The organism is Oricola sp., from assembly GCF_022763245.1.
GTDB lineage: Bacteria > Pseudomonadota > Alphaproteobacteria > Rhizobiales > Rhizobiaceae > Oricola.
Genome location: NZ_JALEGV010000023.1, coordinates 58,607 through 75,089, shown reverse-complemented (window position 1 = coordinate 75,089; position 16,483 = coordinate 58,607). Strand labels below are relative to the sequence as shown.

The following is a 16,483-nucleotide window of genomic DNA, read 5'->3' as shown; positions in this document are numbered from 1 at the left end:
GAGACCAGAGGTCGCAGAGCGCGGAGGCCAGATGGTCGATGTCGGCCTGCGTGTGCAGCGGCGTCGGCGTGATGCGCAGCCGCTCCGTCTTCACCGGAACCGTCGGATAGTTGATCGGCTGCACATAAATCCCGTACTGGTCCAGGAGGATGTCGGAGATCCATTTGCACTTCTTCGCGTCGCCCACCATCACCGGAACGATGTGGCTCGGGTTCGGCATGTGCGGGATGCCGCGCGCATCCAGCGCCGCGCGCACCTGCGCCACATTGGCCTTGTGCATCGCGCGCTCGGCACGGCTTTCCTTCAGATGCCGGATCGAGGCCGTCGCACCCGCAGCGAGCGCCGGCGGAAGCGCCGTCGTGAAGATGAAGCCCGACGCGAAGGACCGCACGAAGTCGATCAGGTTCGACGAGCCGGTGATGTAGCCGCCCATCACGCCGAAGGCCTTGCCAAGAGTGCCCTCGATCACCGTCACCCGGTCCATCAGCCCCTCGCGCTCGGCAACCCCGCCGCCGCGCGGACCGTACATGCCGACCGCATGAACCTCGTCCAGATAGGTCATCGCATTGTGCTTGTCGGCCACGTCGCAGATCTCGGTGATCGGCGCGATGTCGCCATCCATCGAATAGACGCTCTCGAAGGCCACCAGCTTCGGCGCAGCCGGGTCGTCCTGGCTCATCAACCGGTCGAGATCGCGCCAGTCATTGTGCTTGAAGATACGCTTCTCGCAACGGGAATGGCGGATGCCCTCGATCATCGAGGCGTGGTTCAGCGCGTCGGAATAGACAATGACGCCGGGGATCTTGGAGGCCAGCGTGCCGAGCGCGGCCCAGTTGGAGACATAGCCCGAGGTGAAGATCAGCGCGGCTTCCTTGCCGTGCAGGTCCGCCAGTTCGCGCTCCAGCATGACATGGTAGTGGTTGGTGCCGGAGATGTTGCGCGTGCCGCCCGCCCCGGTGCCGCATTTGTCGATCGCCTCGTGCATCGCGGCGACGACCTTCCCGTTCTGGCCCATGCCCAGATAGTCGTTCGAGCACCACACCGTCACGTCCTGCGTCGAGCCGTCGGCGCGGTAGCGCGTCGCCTTCGGGAACTGACCCGCATGACGCTCGAGATCCGCAAACACGCGATAGTTCCCGTCATCGCGCAATGTCGACAAACGATCGGAGAAGAAACGTTCGTAGTCCAAGCCCTTGGCCTCCGTCTGGCGCGTCGCGAAACCGCCACTCATGATTTTCGCGTTCATATAACGGGTGCCTCCCCAATTTGGAATGACTCAAAAGTGGGACATTTATCCGCTTTCGGGCCCCGTCGCTGCATTGACACGGATCAAGCAGCCTCCTCCCGACTGAAAAAGAAACAGAATTCCGCGCATTTTGGAACATTTGGAATGCACGTTCTCGTGCGCCAATTTGACGCCTCTTATCTTTCGGTTCGTAGCGAACGAGGCCCGAAATGCGTCATTTTCCGATTTTCCTCGACCTTGCCGACCGACAGATCGTCGTTTCGGGGGCTGGCGACTGCGCGGTCGCCAAGCTGCGCCTGCTGTTGAAAACCGAAGCCGCGATCACCGTTTTCGGCCGGGATCCGGCGCCCGTGATCCGTCAATGGGCGGGCGCGAACCGTCTCAGCCTCGTAGAGCGCCCGCTGGACCAGGGCGACGCAGACGGCGCGACATTGCTCTACGCAGCCAATGACGACGAAAACGAAGACGCAAGGGTCGCGCGGATCGGACGCGCCGCCGGCGCTCTGGTCAACGTCGTCGACGATCTGGAGGCGTCGCAATTCATCACGCCGGCCATCGTCGACCGCGACCCGGTGACCATCGCTATCGGAACGGAAGGCGCGGCGCCGGTTCTGGCGCGCGCGATCAAGGCGGACCTGGAAGAGCGCCTGCCGGCCTCGCTTGGACGCCTTGCGCGCATCGGCCAGACGTTTCGCGAGCGCGCCATGGCGATCCGCGCCGGACGCGGGCGTCGCGATTTCTGGAGCCGCTTCTATTCCGGCGAAGGCGACGCCGCGTTGCGCGAGGGCGGAGACGCAGCGGTCCTCGCGAAACTGGAAACACTGATGACCGACGCCATCGAAACCCGGCCTCGGCCGGGCCATGTCGCGCTGATCGGCGCGGGTCCCGGCGATCCGGACCTGCTCACGGTCAAGGCGCGGCGGCTTCTGCACGAGGCAGACGTCGTGCTGCATGACCGGCTGGCCGCGCCCGAGATCCTGGAACTGGCGCGTCGCGAGGCGATCATCATCGAGACCGGCAAGACCGGCTTCGGCCCGTCCTGGAGCCAGGACGACATCAACGCGCTGATCATCGAACATGCGCGAAACGGCGCACAGGTGGCGCGGCTGAAATCGGGCGATCCCGGCATGTTCGGCCGGCTCGACGAGGAGATCGACGCGCTCGACGCCGCCGGCATCTCCTGGGAGATCGTGCCGGGCATCACCGCCGCGGCGGCAGCCGCCAGCACGACCGGCCTTTCGCTCACGAAGCGCGGGCGCAACAGCTCGGTCCGTTTCATCACCGGACACGACGTGGAGGGCTTCGCGGAGCATGACTGGCGCGATCTCGCCCGGCCAGGCGCCGGCGCAGCGATCTATATGGGCGTGCGCGCCGCAGCCTTCCTGCGCGGCCGACTGATGATGCATGGCGCGGCGCCCGACACGCCCGTCACCGTGGTGGAGAACGCCTCGCGCGCGAACCAGAAGACCATCGCGACGACACTGCTTGCCCTTCCGGACGACCTCGCGGCGGCGGGAATCAACGGTCCCGCGGTGCTGCTCTACGGTATGGCTGCGCGCAAGGCTGCCAAACAGGTTCAACTCGCTGCCGATCCGATTCACGAAAACGCTGGAGTGCTCTGAAATGGCTCGCGAATACAAGCCTCGCGTCGTGACCGCCAACGACCTTTTCGAGGGCGACACCGTCTACTTCACCGCCTCGCAGAGCTGGTCGCGCGACCATGCCGAAGCCATCGTCGCATGGTCGCAGGACGCCGCCGAGACGCTGCTGGCGGCGGCGGAAACCCAGCAGGACAAGGTGGTCGGCCCTTACCTGGCGGAGACCGTCATGGACGAACACAACCGGCCACAGCCGGTGCATTTCCGGGAGGTGTTCCGCACGCGCGGCCCCTCCAATTATTTCCACGGCAAGCAGGCCGGAGCCTGACATGTATATCTACAATAATTTCGACGAAGCCTTCGTGCGCAACCGGGTCGCGGAATTCCGCGACCAGGTTCAGCGCCGCATCGACGGTTCGCTCACCGAGGACGAATTCAAGCCGCTTCGGCTGAAGAACGGGCTCTATCTCCAGCTTCATGCCTACATGCTGCGCGTCGCCATTCCCTATGGAACGCTCAACTCCGCGCAGATGCGCCAGCTCGCGCTTATCGCCGAGCGGTTCGACAAGGGCTACGGCCACTTCACCACGCGCCAGAACATCCAGTTCAACTGGCCGCGGCTGAAGGACGTGCCGGAGATCCTCGATCTTCTCGCCGATGTCGGCATGCATGCGATCCAGACCTCCGGCAACTGCATCCGCAACGTGACGGCCGACCATTTCGCCGGCGCCGCAGCCGACGAGATCGAGGATCCGCGCCCGACGGCCGAACTGCTGCGCCAATGGTCGACCGACCATCCGGAGTTCCAGTACCTGCCGCGCAAGTTCAAGATCGCGATCACCGGATCGCCGAACGACCGGGCCGTGACGAAAGCCCACGACATCGGCCTGCGCATGCTGCGCAACGAGGCCGGCGAACCGGGCTACGAGGTGATCGTGGGCGGCGGCCTCGGGCGCACGCCGATGGTCGGCAAGATCGTGCGGGCGTTCCTGCCCAAGGCCGACCTGCTGCCCTATCTCGAAGCGATCCTGCAGGTCTACAACGTGTCCGGCCGCCGCGACAACAAGTACAAGGCGCGCATCAAGATCCTGGTGCACGAGACCGGACTGGATGAAATCAAGGAGCAGATCGAGGCGGCGTTCGAGCGCCAGAAGCGCGATTTTGCCGGACCGTCGGCCGATCTTGTGGCCGAGATCGAGGCGGCTTTCGCACCGCCCGTCTTCGACAACGCCCGATCGCTGGCCTTCGAGCAGGCGCAGGCCGACGACGCCGGTTTCCGCGCCTTCGTGGAAACCAATGTCGCCGAGCACAAGAACCCCGCCTACGGCATCGTCTCGGTGTCGCTGAAGCCGGTCGGCGGCACGCCCGGTGACGCAACGGCGGATCAGATGCGCGTTCTCGCCGATCTGGCGGAGCGTTACGGCCATGACGAGTTGCGCATCAGCCACGAGCAGAACGTGATCCTGCCGCATGTGCGGAAGGCGGACATTCCCGCCCTCCACCAGCAGTTGCGCGAGGCCGGGCTGGCGACGGCCAATATCGGCCTCGTCTCCGACATCATCGCCTGCCCCGGGATGGACTATTGCGCGCTGGCGACGGCGCGGTCGATCCCCGTCGCCCAGGAGATTTCGCGCCGCTTCGACGAACTCAAGCTGGAGCGCGACATCGGGCCGCTGAAAATCAAGATCTCCGGCTGCATCAATGCCTGCGGCCATCACCATGTCGGCCATATCGGCATTCTGGGTCTCGACAAGGCGGGACGCGAGAACTACCAGATCACGCTTGGCGGCGACGGCACGGAATCGGCGGCGATTGGCGAGCGCACGGGTCCCGGCTTCGACGCCGAAGACCTGGTGCCCGCGATCGAGACGATCATCGAGACCTATCTGGAGCTGCGCGAGGACGCCTCGGAAACCTTCCTGGCGGCCTATCGCCGGCTCGGCGCCGAGCCGTTCAAACAGGCAATCCATGGCGACAGGGGAGGCCGTGCCCGTGCTGCATGACCATGACCAGTTGAACATCGATCAGGCCGGCGACGCCCGGCTGGAGCGCACCCGCGACGTGCTGCGCAAGGCGCTCACGGACAAGGCCCATGGCGAGGTCGCCGTCGTGTCCTCCTTCGGCGCTGAATCGGCGGTGTTGCTGCACCTCGTCGCAGAGGCCAATCCGGCAACGCCCGTCATCTTCCTCGACACGCGCATGCATTTCGAGGAAACGCTGCGCTATCGCGACGAACTGGCGAGCCGCTTCGGCCTGACCGAATTGCGGCTGATCTCGCCGAGCGGCGATGCGATCCGCGAGAAAGATCCCTATGGACGGCTGCACCTGACCAACGCGGACGCTTGCTGCGCCTTCCGCAAGACGCAAGTTCTCTCCGAGGCGCTGAAGGAATTCGACGGCTGGGTGTCTGGCCGCAAGCGCTTTCAGGCGGTCACCCGTGAAGAGGTCAACATTTTCGAGCGTGCCGCCGACGGCAAGCTGAAGATCAACCCGCTCGCCCACTGGACCAAATCGGACATCGACGCGCATTTCACCGCATTTGACCTGCCCCAACACCCGCTTGTCGCGCATGGCTATCCTTCGATCGGCTGCGCCGCCTGCACCAGCAGGGTGGAAGAAGGCGAGGATGCGCGCGCCGGTCGCTGGCGCGGGTCGGACAAGACCGAATGCGGCATCCATTTCGAGAACGGAAAACTGGTGCGCACGGCCAATGCCGGCGCCGGAGATTGAGACATGAGCATCATCGTGACCGATGCCGGCTTCAGCAAGGACGAACTGGCCGACCGCCGTCTGACGCTGACGATCGAGGCGCTGCGCGAAGCGGACAGAAACGATTTGCCGGGCGAATTCGCACTGTCGCTTGCCAATGACGCCGATCCCGACGAGATCGCCCCGTTCTTCGCCTGGATCCGGCTGATCGTGATCCCCTTTCCCTCTTTCGCCGACGGGCGCGGATTTTCGCTGGCCAGGCGCCTGCGGCAACTTGGCTACACCGGACAGCTGCGTGCGGCGGGCCATGTGATCGCCGACCAGTATGCGCATGCGCGCCGCGTCGGCTTCGACGAGGTCGAGATCGACGCCGACCTGGCCGCCCGCCAGCCCGAAAGCCAGTGGCGCGCGCGCGCCGCGTGGCGCGACCACGATTACCAAAAGCGTTTGCGGGCCGTCGCCTGAGGGGCTAACAGGACATTTCCGACATGAACGATCTTTCAATACGCAGCGAAACGGCGGCGCCTGTGAACATTGCCACTCCCCTCCCCGACGGTCAGACAGTCACGCAAGTCAAGCATTGGACCGACAAGCTGTTCTCGTTCCGCCTGACGCGGCCGCAGAGCCTGCGATTCCGGTCCGGCGAATTCGTGATGATCGGCCTCATGGGCGAGCCGAAGGGTGACAAGCCGGCCAAGCCCATCCTGCGCGCCTACTCCATTGCTTCGCCGTCCTGGGACGAGGAACTGGAATTCTATTCCATCGCCGTTCCCGACGGGCCGCTGACCTCCAAGCTGGTTCACATCCAGCCGGGCGATCAGGTGATCCTGAAGACCAAGGCGACCGGGACGCTGGTGGTGGACGCGCTGCTGCCCGGCAAGCGGCTCTACATGATCGCGACCGGCACCGGCATTGCGCCTTTCGCCTCGCTGATCCGCGACCCCGAGGTCTACGAGAAATTCGATCAGGTGATCCTGACCCATACCTGCCGGCAGGCCGCCGAACTGGATTACGGCCGTGAGCTCGTCGACAACCTCGTCAACGATCCGCTGATCGGGGAGATGGTTCAGGGCAAGCTCGTCTATTATCCGACCACGACGCGCGAAGAGTCTGCCAAGATGGGCCGGATTACCGACAAGATCCGCTCCGGCGAACTCTTCACCGATATCGACTTGCCCGCCTGGGACAAGGAAACCGACCGGGTGATGATCTGCGGCTCGATGGGCCTGAATCTCGAGATCAAGGAATTGTGCGAGGCCGTAGGCATGGAAGAGGGCGCGAACTCCAAGCCCGGGCATTTCGTGCTGGAAAAGAGCTTCGTGGGCGAAGGCGGCATCCTCTAAGAGGTCTGCAAGGGAAGCCGTGAAGGCTGTCGCCCACGAACCGCTTGCGGATGACTGAGGCTACTCAGTTCGGCGACGCCTTGTCGGCCACCCTTTGATCGATCACCAACCGCACCTCGCCGTCTGTCATGCCGGAGGCATAGATCATGGTGCTCGATCCACCGGGCAGCTCAAGCGGCGTCTCTGCCACGACGAGGTCGCTGCCGTCGGGCTTCACATCGATTGCACCTGACGCGTCGGTCGTGCGGAGCGGACCGGAAATGCCGGCATAAGCCGCCGTGCCAATGGCCCGCGTGCCCTCGCCCGTTTCCATACCGGCCTGAAGCGCCACCGTTCCGACGCTGAAATTCGCCATTCGGAGACTTGCCGGCTCGTCCGCCTTTCCCGGCGCCATCGTCACCATGCGATGCGAAACCCGGAAACCGTTGACGGCGCGGACTTCGAGACCACCGAGAAAGCGCTTGGCTCGCGCGAAGAGTGTGGACTTGTCCTTGGCCGACGAGAGGCCATAGATCGCCAGGCCGTATTCGTGGTCCGGCGCGATCCCGTAAGAGAAGGGTTCCGTCGTTCCATCCGCATGGGTGACGGAGAAGCGATAGACCGCCGGCGCGAGATCCAGCGTCTCAGTCAGGCCGTCCGCGGGGATGTCGAGCGAACGGCACTCGCCTGAATTCTCCGCGCACATCTCCACGCTGATTTGCGGTGCGCCATCGACCAGATTGATCACGCGCAGATGTCCCATCCCGCTGCCCGACGCACCCATCAAAGCAGGCAGGCATAGCGCGAGACCGGCAAGTCCGAACCGCCGAATCATTCGCCTCCCTCCGTATGCACCCGCGCGAGGATCATCGGTCTGGCGACGAAGACGAAGACGCTGAGCGCGGCCAGGAGTGCCAGCGGCACGGGCGCGTTGACCGCGAGGCGCGCAATCAGCACCAGCCCGACAATGAAGGACAGCACGACGGCGATTGCGGGGATCCATCGCCAGTCGTCCATCTCGCGCCAGGCGATGATGTTGACCACCATGAAGGTGACAAGGAAAACGAGGCTCGCCGCTTCGACCAGCGAGGAGAGCGAACCGATGATGGCGAGAAACGTCGCCATGATGCCGATCAGCACGACCGGCCGATCCGGCACGCCGAACCGGTTCTCGTGATCGAACCAGCTCGGCAACATGCCGTCGTTTGCGATGCGTTCGGCGAGCTTCGCCGTGGAATAGAGGGTTGAGTTGATGGCGGCGGCGGTGGCGAAGGCGGCGGCGATGGTCATTGCAACCAATCCGGCGGTTCCGGCCGCGTTCTTGGCGGCGACGGACAGGGCGATTTCCTTTTGTTCGACGACGGTCAGCGCGCCGGCGAGCATTGTCGCGCCGAGTGCGACGGCGACGTAGACGAAGACGACGAAGATCGCCGACGAAACAAGGACGGGAACGAACGTCTTCTGCGGGTTGGCGATCTGGTCGTATTCGTAGGTGAGAAGCTGGAAGCCCTCATAGGAGACGAAGATCGCGGCCGCGCCGACGATCGACGCCCAGGGCGCCCGCGGTTCGATGCCCGAGACGAGTTGGAGTCCGTCCCATTGGCTCAATCCCCAGACGGCGAGGACGACAAGGATCGCCAGGTTGCCGGTGACGATGACGACTTCGACCGAGGTCATCTTGCCGACGCCGAGAAGATTGAGGCCGATCAGGCCGAAACCGATCAGAATGGCGAGCGCACGGATCATCCATTCGCCGCCCGCAAGCGCATAGGCGACATAATGGCCGAAGGCGTAGGCATAGACGGAAATGGTCAGCGTGTAGCCGACGATCAGCAGCCAGGAGAGACTGCCGGCAAGCTTCCTGCGGTCCATGTCCTCGAGGAATTCGAAGGCGCCACCCGACTTGCCGTATTTGTTGGAGAGCCGCGCGTAGCTCCAGGCGGAGATGACCGCGATCACACCGGAAATGACGAAACTCAACCAGGCCCATTGCGCGGCCACCGCGATGACGACGCCGAGCGCGATGTAGATGCCGCCCCCGACCATGCCGCCGGCCGCAAGCGCCCATACCCGCACGGGCCCCAGTTTCGTGTCTGAATCACCGCTCATTTCGGAAGCTTAACACCCTGCGATGCGATTGGTTCCGCACGCCATGCGATGTCGATCTAGCCGTCCGTCACCTGGGCCACCGGAACGCCGGCGCCCATGCGGTTCCAGGCATCCAGCGCGGCGATCTTGTAGGCTTCGGCGAGCGTCGGATAATTGAAGGTGTTCTCGACGAAATAGTCGAGCGTGCCTTTCAGGTTGAGCACGGCCTGGCCGATATGGATGAGTTCTGTCGCGCCCTCGCCGACGATGTGACAGCCGAGCAGACGGCGCGTCTTCAGCGAAAACAACATCTTCAACATGCCCTTGTCGAGGCCCATGATGTGGCCGCGCGAGGTCTCGCGAAAACGGGCGATGCCGCTCTCATAGGGAATACCGCGTTCGACCACTTCCTCCTCGGTCATGCCGACCGTGGAGATTTCCGGCACGGCGTAGATGCCATAGGGAAAGAACTCCGGCGGCTCATGCGCAGCGACGCCGAGCGCATGGCACGCGGCGATGCGGCCCTGTTCCATCGAGGTGGAGGCGAGGCTCGGGAAGCCGATAACGTCGCCGGCGGCGTAGACATGGGCCACGCTGGTCTGAAGCGTCTCGGGATCGACCTTCAGGCGGCCGCGATGATCGACCTCCAGCCCGCAGGCGTCCAGTCCGAGCTTTGCTGTCGCGCCCATTCGGCCGGCAGCGAAGAGCAGCATCTCTGAGCGCACCTTGCGGCCGCCCTCCAGCGTGACCTCGCAGCCCTTGTCGGTGCGCGCGACGCTCTCGACCTTCTTGCCGAAGCGCATCGCCATGCCGCGGTCGCGCAGTTGGTAGGTGAAATCCTCCATGAGCTCGTGATCGATGAAATCGAGCATGGAGTTCCGCGGCTCGATCAGCGTCACATGCACGTCGAGAGCGGAGAAGATCGTCGCATACTCGACGCCGATGACGCCCGCTCCGATCACCGCGATCGAACGCGGCAGGTCGGGCAGGTCGAGGATCTCGTCGGAATCGAAGACCGAGACCCCGCCATCGAAGGGAATGTAGTTCGGCCGGAACGGTATCGTGCCGACCGCGATCAGAAAGCTGTCGGCGGTGAAGGTGAGCAGTTCGCCCTCGTCACCGGTGACCACGATGCTGTGCGGATCGGTGAAACGGGCTTCGCCGCGGACCGTGGAAACCTGGTTGCGCGCGAACTGGTGTTCGAGCACCTCCACTTCGTGCCCGAGCGTCAGATGCAGACGGCGGCGCAGGTCGTCGGCGGTGATGTCCTGCTTGACGCGATAGGAGCGACCGTAGAAGCCTCGCTCGCGCCAGCCGGAGAGGTTGAGCGCGGTCTCGCGCAACGTCTTGGACGGTATCGTGCCGGTGTGCACAGAGACGCCGCCAACACGCCCGCCTCGCTCGACGACGAGGACGTCCTTGCCGAGTTTGGCTGCCTGGATGGCAGCGCGGCGTCCCGCCGGACCGCTGCCGATGACGATCATGTCGTAGTGGTCCACGTGACTTCCCCTCGCGACGTGGGCCTCCTCCCGCACCCACTATCGGCCAGGTGCGGGGCCAAATCCACCCCCTTTTCACACATTTCCCGCCAGGGCATGACGTTACGAAAGCTTCATGATTTGAGAGACTTGGCGGAACGCGCTTACATTGCGCCTGCGCTGCTTCACATCCTGATTCAAGTCAGGCGCATCAACCGGCCCTGCGCGGGGCAGGCGCAAGACGGCGAAACGCCTTTCGCGAAATTGCTCGACAGAGACAGTCGCGCGCGGGCCACAGTTGCTGATAGAAGGGCGTCACAAGAAGCAATGCCTGTTCATCTGGGGGACGCATGTCACATACGGTCATCATCGGGGGAAGCCATGCCGGGGTCGCGGCGGCGGCGGAATTGCGCAAGCACGATGCCGGGATGCAGATCACGCTTGTCTGCGCCGAGGACGCCCTGCCCTATCAGCGTCCGCCGCTGTCCAAGGCCTACATGTCGGGCGACATGAGCCTCGACCGGCTGCGCCTGCGGCCCGAGGAATGGTACGCCGACAACGCCATCTCGCTGAAGCTCGGCGTGGCCGCAACGGCGATCGACCGGCAGGAGAAGCAGGTCCGGCTCGCCAATGGCGAGACGCTTTCCTATGACACGCTGGTGCTGGCGACGGGCGGCGATGCGCGGCGCCTGCCGGCTGAGATCGGCGGCGAACTTGCGAATGTGCGGGTCATGCGCACATTGGCCGACGCCGACGGGCTGATGGCGGAGATGCGCCCGGGGCGCAAACTGGTCGTCATCGGCGGGGGCTATATCGGACTGGAAGCAGCGGCCGAGGCGGCGAAGAAGGGGCTCGATGTCACCGTCATTGAGGCGGCGGAGCGCATCCTGAAACGCGTCGCCTGCGAGGAGACCGCCAACGCGTTTCGCGCGCTGCACCAGTCGCATGGCGTCACGGTCCTCGAGGACACGCAGATCGAGCGTCTGGTCGAGACGGACGGCGTTGCGACCGCAGTCCGGCTTGCCAATGGAGAAGAATTGCCGCTCGATCTCGCCATTGTCGGCATTGGCATCGCGCCGAATGTCGATCTCGCCCAGGCCGCAGGACTGGATGTGAGCGTCGGCGTCACCGTCGATGATCACGGGCGCAGTTCCGACCCGGCGATCTACGCGGCCGGCGATTGCACGATCCTGCCTTTCGACAACATGCCGACGCGCCTTGAATCGGTGCAGAACGCCAACGACCAGGCCACTGCCGTCGCCGCGAATATCTGCGGCGTCGATACCGTCTATTCGCCGCATCCGTGGTTCTGGTCGGACCAGTACGACATGAAGCTGCAGATCGCCGGGCTCAATCGCGGCTACGATGCCGTCGTCGTGCGACCGGGCAAGCGCGAGGGCTCGGTGTCGCATTTCTACTTCCGCCAGGACCGCTTCATCGCCGTCGATTGCCTCAACGACGCTGCGACCTATGCGATGAGCCGCAAGCTGCTGGAGGGCGGCGCCGAGATCACGGCATCGCAGATCGCCGACCCCGACTTCGACCTGCGCGCGACGATGAAGGCGCTTCAGGCGGCCGGCTAAAGCGTCGAGCGATCGACAACGGCGACGCCATCCTCCACCCGGTCGCTCGGGTGGGTGATGACGCGGGCCCCCTCCTCGATCCCGGACAGGATTTCGGCCATCAGCCCGCTGCGGCGGCCGACTTCGACGGCGGTCTGTTGCGCCGTCCCGTCATTGACGGCAAACAGCGCCCAGCCGCCATCGTCGCGAAACAGCGCCGAGACCGGCACCTGCAGGACGTTCTCCCCCTCCCAGACGATGATGCGGACGAACACCGCATAGCCGTCTCCGAGACCCTTGCCGGTGACGTCGCCTTCCTCGAAATCCATCGTCACATCGACGCGTTGCTCCTCGATGCCGAGGGCCGAGACCTTGGTTTCGGCGGCCGGGTCGATCTCGCGCACCGTCGCATGCAGGGTCTCGTCGCCGCCCCAGCGCTCGACCAGAACCGGCGCGCCTTCCTCGATGCGCACCGCCTCAGACGACAGGATGTCGGAGACGATCTCCAGATTGTCGGGCTGGCCGATCGACAGAAGCTGCGCGCCGGCCTGCACCGGTCGCTCGCTGACATTGACGATGTCGAGGACGGCACCGTCCGCAGGTGCGAGGATCGACACGCAGCAGGTCTCGCTGCTCTCGCCGTTTTCGGTCAGGCCCGGCTCGATGAGCGCCGCCTCGGCGCGGGCGAGCGCGCTTGCCGCCGCCTCTCGACTGGCCTTGGCGGAATCAAGCGCTGCCTCGCGCACCGTCTTCGTCTGGGCTGCGTCCTCAAGCTGGGTCAGCGAGGCGACGCCGCGATCGACCAGGGTCTGGATGCGGGAGTATTGCGAAATGGCGTAGTTCAGTTCCTCCTCGGCCTGGCGGACGCTGGTCTCGGCGACTTGCACAGCGGCGTTGGCCTCTCGCACGGCGGCTTCCGCCTGAACGCGGGTACGCGTGTCGAGGAAGCCGGTGTCGGAGGGCTGGACGACAGCGACGACTGTCTCGTTCTCAACCACCATGTCGCCGACCGCGACCGGCGAGCGCTGCGCCGTTCCGGCGATCGGCGCGGAGACCTCGTAAATGTCCTTGATGCGTGTCTTTCCGTCGGCGTCTACCGTGACGCGCATGTCGGCGCGCCCCGCCGCCACAAGGTCGACCGGGACAGGGTCTGGCCGAAACGCCACATAGAACAGACCGGCAAGGGCGACAGCGCCCACCAGAATGCCGATGATCGTACGAGGTTTGAACGGCATGAGTTACTCCCGCGTTTTCATGACGGAGACGAGGTCCAGGGTGTCAAGCCGGCGCCGCACGACGAGCACGGATCCGACCGCGGCGATCAGGGCGACGACGCTGGCGAAGCCATAGGTGTGCCGCTCGAGGATCACCGGAATGGTGTAAAGGTCGCTGGCGAAGGCGAAACTCATCGACCAGGCGATCAGCGCGCCCAGCGCCCAGCCCAGCGGTTGCGCGACGATCACGAGCAGCAGCGTCTCCCCCATCAGGATGTAGGAGACTTCCGCATTGGTGAAACCGAGGATGCGCAGGCTTGCCAGTTCGCGCGCGCGTTCCGACAGCTGGATACGCGCGCTGTTGTAGGTGACGCCGATCGTGATCATCGCCGCGATGGCGATATAGATAAACGACTGGATCAGCATGTTTTCCTTGATCGTGTCGCGAAAGACCCGCCGCGTGTCGGTCAGCATGATCAAGCCGGCCAGGTTGGGCGTTTCCTTCAACGCATGATGCAACTCGTCCATCCGACTCTCGTCGACGAGCACATTGGCGTGCGAGATGCGCGGCGACTGGCGGAACAGCCTCGCCGCGTAGTTCGCGTCCATGTAGGCGCCGATCCCGAAATACTGGGTGACGATGCCGCTCACCTGCAGGCGGTGCTGCTCGCGCAGACCGGTCAGGAACTCGACATCGATCCAGTCGCCGGGGACGACGGCGAGTTGGCCCGCCAGTCGCTTCGTCAGCAGGATCCCCTCCTCCGGTGCCGTGATGACATTGCCGTCGGGATCGATGACGCGGCTGAGGTCAGCCCCCGGCCAGTTCGCCTCGATGGAGACCCGCTTTTCGAGATGGCCGTTGGTCAGCCGCACCGGCAGGCTGAGTTGCCCCTCCGCGCGCAGCACGCCGGGCAGGCGCTCGACATCCGCGAGGACCGACAAGGGCTGCACCGACGTCAGCAGCAAGACCCCGTCCTGGCGGCTGGACTGGGAGAACGCCACGTCGATGATTTCCTCCATGGAATCCTCGAAGAAGCTGGACGCGACGAGGACGGCGACGCCGAGCGAGAGACCAAGCGCCGTCAGCGATGCGCGCAGGGGCCATCGCGTGATGCCGCGCAGGATCATCATGGTCGGCTGGGACAGCTTCATCACGGAAAAGGCGCTGTCGAGCAGGCCGCGGCGGAAATTGGGCGGCGCCGGCGGCGACATGGCGATTGCAGGGGCGAGCCGCGCCGCCTTCATCGCGTTGAAGACGGCGCCCAGGGCGGCCGAGAGGATGCCGAGGACGCCAGACAGCACGTAGGTGAAGCTCGATACGCTGAACAGCAGATAGGGGAACGTGAAGAACTCCGCATAGATCAGAGCCATGCCCCGCGCTGCCCATGCGCCAAGCCCCCAGCCGACCAGCACGCCGACAATGGCGATCAGGACGGCCAGCAGGATGTAATGCGTCGCGATGGTGAAATCGGTATAGCCGAGCGCCTTCATCAGCCCGATCTGACTGCGCTCGAGCGCAACGATGCGCCCGATCACCATGTTGACCAGAAACGCTGCGATGCCGAAGAACACCGGCGGCAGGATGCGCGCCATGGTTTCCAGGCCGAGCAGTTCGGAATCGATGAAGGCGTCCGACAATTGCTGGTCGCGCCCATAGGCGCCCGTACCGCCATAGGGTTCGAGGATGTCGTCGAGCCGGTCGATCACCTCGTCGGGATCGGCGTCGCGCGTGAGCTTCAGGCTGACGTCGTTGAAGGCGCCGGACATGTCGAAGGCTGCAGACGCGGCGGTCTCCGCCATCCAGAGGATGCCGAAATTCTCGTTGTCGGGCATCAGCGAGCCCGGGCCGATCGTGTAGATGTATTCGGGCGACAAGGCGGTGCCGACAATGGTCAACGACCGCTTGCGGCCATTCAGATTGGCCTGGATGACATCGCCCAACTGGTAATCGTTGGCGAGCGCGAAGGGCTCGTTGACCATGATCTCGCCGGCCGCATCCGGTTCGGGCAGGCGACCGGATCGCAAGAGCGGCACATTGAGGATGCCGCCGCCCGACGCCGGCAGCGAGATGATGCGACCGGTCGCCGTCTTGACGCGATTGGGCAGGTCGAGAACCGCATCCTTGACCGTCCGCAACTCGACCGCCCACACGCCCTCGATGTCGGCGATCTCGCTTTGGAGATTGCGGGGAGCTCGGGTGGCGGAGGCGAATATGTCGGCGAACCTGTTGCGCTCGTAATAGGCCGAGCGGGTGTTCTCCAGCGCGCCATACATGCCGTAGGAGATGAGCACGATGGCGACGCCGCAGGCGAGCACCAGCGCGATGGAAATCGCCTGCGCCCAAAGGCGGCGGAAGTCGCGCAACAGTTTCTTGTCGAGCGCCCTCATCGTGTTCCCGCCGGCCTCACCATTCGATGTCCTTCGGGGCGATGCGCGTCTCGTTGACCTCGACTTCGCCGATCTTGCCGTCCTGAAAACGGATGACGCGATGCGCCATCTTGCGGATCGACGCGTTGTGCGTGATCACCGCCGTGGTCGTGCCGAACTGGTCGTTGATGTCCCTCAACGCCTGCAGGACCGCGATCCCGGTCTTTGAATCCAGCGCGCCGGTGGGCTCGTCGCACAAAAGCACGTCGGGGCGCTTGGCGATGGCGCGGGCGATCGCCACGCGCTGCTGCTCGCCGCCGGACATCTCGGCCGGAAAGTGATCCAGGCGATGCCCGAGACCGACCAGCGACAGGGCTTCGTCCGGACGCATGGGGTTGGGCGCGATGTCGGTGACCAGCGCGACGTTCTCGCGGGCCGAGAGGCTCGGCACGAGATTATAGAACTGGAAGACGAAGCCGACATTGTCGCGGCGGTAGCGGGTCAGTTCCCGGTCATTGAGCTTCGACAGTTCGAGATCGCGGAACCAGACCTCGCCGCTGGTCGCATGGTCGAGCCCCCCCAGGATGTTCAACAACGTCGACTTGCCGCTACCCGAAGGACCGAGCAGCACCGTCAATTCGCCGGCGTGAAGCTCCAGATCGACGCCCGCCAGCGCATAGACCTTCGCGCCACCCGTGTCGTAGACCTTGGTGACGTCATCGGTTCGAAACACGATCCCGGCGTCGCGTTGAGCATCCATGGCAGTCCATCTCTTGCGTTGTTTCCCGGGATATCCGCCCGACGCATACCCCAAAGTAAAGGGTCCGATACGCTTGAGTATTGACAGCCCTCAAGACCGCCCAAGGTTTCTTGGCGTTTAGACGAATTCAACCGGCAAG

Annotated in this window: 14 protein-coding genes; 7 read left to right on the top strand and 7 right to left on the bottom strand. The window is 64.5% G+C overall.

Going from position 1 to position 16,483, the window contains the following annotated elements:
- On the bottom strand, nt 1-1,246 hold a 1,246-nt coding region (gene hemA / locus MRY80_RS11345), incomplete at its 3' end, for a 5-aminolevulinate synthase (protein WP_293291081.1).
- A 209-nt stretch (nt 1,247-1,455) separates the two neighbouring features.
- Here hemA and cysG point away from each other — a divergent pair.
- From cysG to MRY80_RS11315, 6 genes are read left to right on the top strand one after another with little or no spacing between them, the layout of a single operon-like run.
- Nucleotides 1,456-2,868, top strand: coding sequence for a siroheme synthase CysG (gene cysG / locus MRY80_RS11340; RefSeq protein ID WP_293291080.1), 1,413 nt, complete (start codon nt 1,456-1,458; stop codon nt 2,866-2,868).
- A gap of 1 nt (nt 2,869) precedes the next feature.
- On the top strand, nt 2,870-3,172 hold the full coding sequence (locus MRY80_RS11335; protein ID WP_293291079.1) for a DUF2849 domain-containing protein: 303 nt from the start codon (nt 2,870-2,872) through the stop codon (nt 3,170-3,172).
- 1 nt (nt 3,173) lies between these two features.
- Entirely contained in the window at nt 3,174-4,847 is a 1,674-nt protein-coding gene (locus tag MRY80_RS11330) for a nitrite/sulfite reductase (RefSeq protein WP_293291077.1), read from the top strand.
- Nucleotides 4,837-5,574: a phosphoadenylyl-sulfate reductase gene (locus MRY80_RS11325; protein ID WP_293291076.1), complete on the top strand. Its 738-nt coding sequence runs from the start codon at nt 4,837-4,839 to the stop codon at nt 5,572-5,574. Before MRY80_RS11330 ends, MRY80_RS11325 begins: the two co-directional genes overlap by 11 nt.
- Before the next feature lie 3 nt (nt 5,575-5,577).
- Nucleotides 5,578-6,018: a DUF934 domain-containing protein gene (locus tag MRY80_RS11320; RefSeq protein ID WP_293291074.1), complete on the top strand. Its 441-nt coding sequence runs from the start codon at nt 5,578-5,580 to the stop codon at nt 6,016-6,018.
- Between the two features lie 23 nt (nt 6,019-6,041).
- Nucleotides 6,042-6,896 carry a ferredoxin--NADP reductase gene (locus MRY80_RS11315; protein ID WP_293291072.1) on the top strand — a complete coding sequence of 285 codons (855 nt, stop codon included), beginning with the start codon at nt 6,042-6,044 and terminating at the stop codon, nt 6,894-6,896.
- Nucleotides 6,897-6,960: 64 nt separating this feature from the next.
- On the opposite strand, the gene MRY80_RS11310 is transcribed toward MRY80_RS11315, so the two are convergent.
- Genes MRY80_RS11310 through sthA form a run of 3 tightly spaced genes read right to left on the bottom strand, consistent with a single transcriptional unit; the run spans nt 6,961 to nt 10,462 of the window.
- On the bottom strand, nt 6,961-7,710 hold the full coding sequence (locus MRY80_RS11310; protein ID WP_293291071.1) for a hypothetical protein: 750 nt from the start codon (nt 7,708-7,710) through the stop codon (nt 6,961-6,963).
- Entirely contained in the window at nt 7,707-8,984 is a 1,278-nt protein-coding gene (locus MRY80_RS11305; protein WP_293291069.1) for an APC family permease, read from the bottom strand. Before MRY80_RS11305 ends, MRY80_RS11310 begins: the two co-directional genes overlap by 4 nt.
- A gap of 56 nt (nt 8,985-9,040) precedes the next feature.
- The gene (gene sthA, locus MRY80_RS11300; RefSeq protein ID WP_293291068.1) at nt 9,041-10,462 is read right to left on the bottom strand and encodes a Si-specific NAD(P)(+) transhydrogenase; all 1,422 of its coding nucleotides are present in this window, start codon (nt 10,460-10,462) and stop codon (nt 9,041-9,043) included.
- A 329-nt stretch (nt 10,463-10,791) separates the two neighbouring features.
- On the opposite strand from sthA, the gene MRY80_RS11295 reads away from it, so the two are divergent.
- The gene (locus MRY80_RS11295) at nt 10,792-12,024 is read left to right on the top strand and encodes an FAD-dependent oxidoreductase (RefSeq protein WP_293291066.1); all 1,233 of its coding nucleotides are present in this window, start codon (nt 10,792-10,794) and stop codon (nt 12,022-12,024) included.
- Here the strand turns inward: MRY80_RS11295 and MRY80_RS11290 are convergent.
- Genes MRY80_RS11290 through MRY80_RS11280 form a run of 3 tightly spaced genes read right to left on the bottom strand, consistent with a single transcriptional unit; the run spans nt 12,021 to nt 16,344 of the window.
- Nucleotides 12,021-13,238: an HlyD family efflux transporter periplasmic adaptor subunit gene (locus MRY80_RS11290; RefSeq protein WP_293291064.1), complete on the bottom strand. Its 1,218-nt coding sequence runs from the start codon at nt 13,236-13,238 to the stop codon at nt 12,021-12,023. The two genes, MRY80_RS11295 and MRY80_RS11290, sit on opposite strands and share 4 nt — an antisense overlap.
- 3 nt (nt 13,239-13,241) lie before the next feature.
- Nucleotides 13,242-15,605: an ABC transporter permease gene (locus tag MRY80_RS11285; protein ID WP_293291063.1), complete on the bottom strand. Its 2,364-nt coding sequence runs from the start codon at nt 15,603-15,605 to the stop codon at nt 13,242-13,244.
- Between the two features lie 16 nt (nt 15,606-15,621).
- Nucleotides 15,622-16,344, bottom strand: coding sequence for an ABC transporter ATP-binding protein (locus MRY80_RS11280; protein ID WP_293291061.1), 723 nt, complete (start codon nt 16,342-16,344; stop codon nt 15,622-15,624).
- Between the last annotated feature and the right edge of the window lie 139 nt (nt 16,345-16,483).

Coding starts and splice junctions, on each gene's coding strand:
- MRY80_RS11315 (WP_293291072.1), top strand. CDS start 6,042: ATGAACGATCTTTCAATACGCAGCGAAACGGCGGCGCCTGTGAACATT.
- MRY80_RS11335 (WP_293291079.1), top strand. CDS start 2,870: ATGGCTCGCGAATACAAGCCTCGCGTCGTGACCGCCAACGACCTTTTC.
- MRY80_RS11310 (WP_293291071.1), bottom strand. CDS start 7,710: ATGATTCGGCGGTTCGGACTTGCCGGTCTCGCGCTATGCCTGCCTGCT.
- MRY80_RS11305 (WP_293291069.1), bottom strand. CDS start 8,984: ATGAGCGGTGATTCAGACACGAAACTGGGGCCCGTGCGGGTATGGGCG.
- MRY80_RS11320 (WP_293291074.1), top strand. CDS start 5,578: ATGAGCATCATCGTGACCGATGCCGGCTTCAGCAAGGACGAACTGGCC.
- MRY80_RS11285 (WP_293291063.1), bottom strand. CDS start 15,605: ATGAGGGCGCTCGACAAGAAACTGTTGCGCGACTTCCGCCGCCTTTGG.
- MRY80_RS11330 (WP_293291077.1), top strand. CDS start 3,174: ATGTATATCTACAATAATTTCGACGAAGCCTTCGTGCGCAACCGGGTC.
- MRY80_RS11280 (WP_293291061.1), bottom strand. CDS start 16,344: ATGGATGCTCAACGCGACGCCGGGATCGTGTTTCGAACCGATGACGTC.
- MRY80_RS11290 (WP_293291064.1), bottom strand. CDS start 13,238: ATGCCGTTCAAACCTCGTACGATCATCGGCATTCTGGTGGGCGCTGTC.
- cysG (WP_293291080.1), top strand. CDS start 1,456: ATGCGTCATTTTCCGATTTTCCTCGACCTTGCCGACCGACAGATCGTC.
- MRY80_RS11295 (WP_293291066.1), top strand. CDS start 10,792: ATGTCACATACGGTCATCATCGGGGGAAGCCATGCCGGGGTCGCGGCG.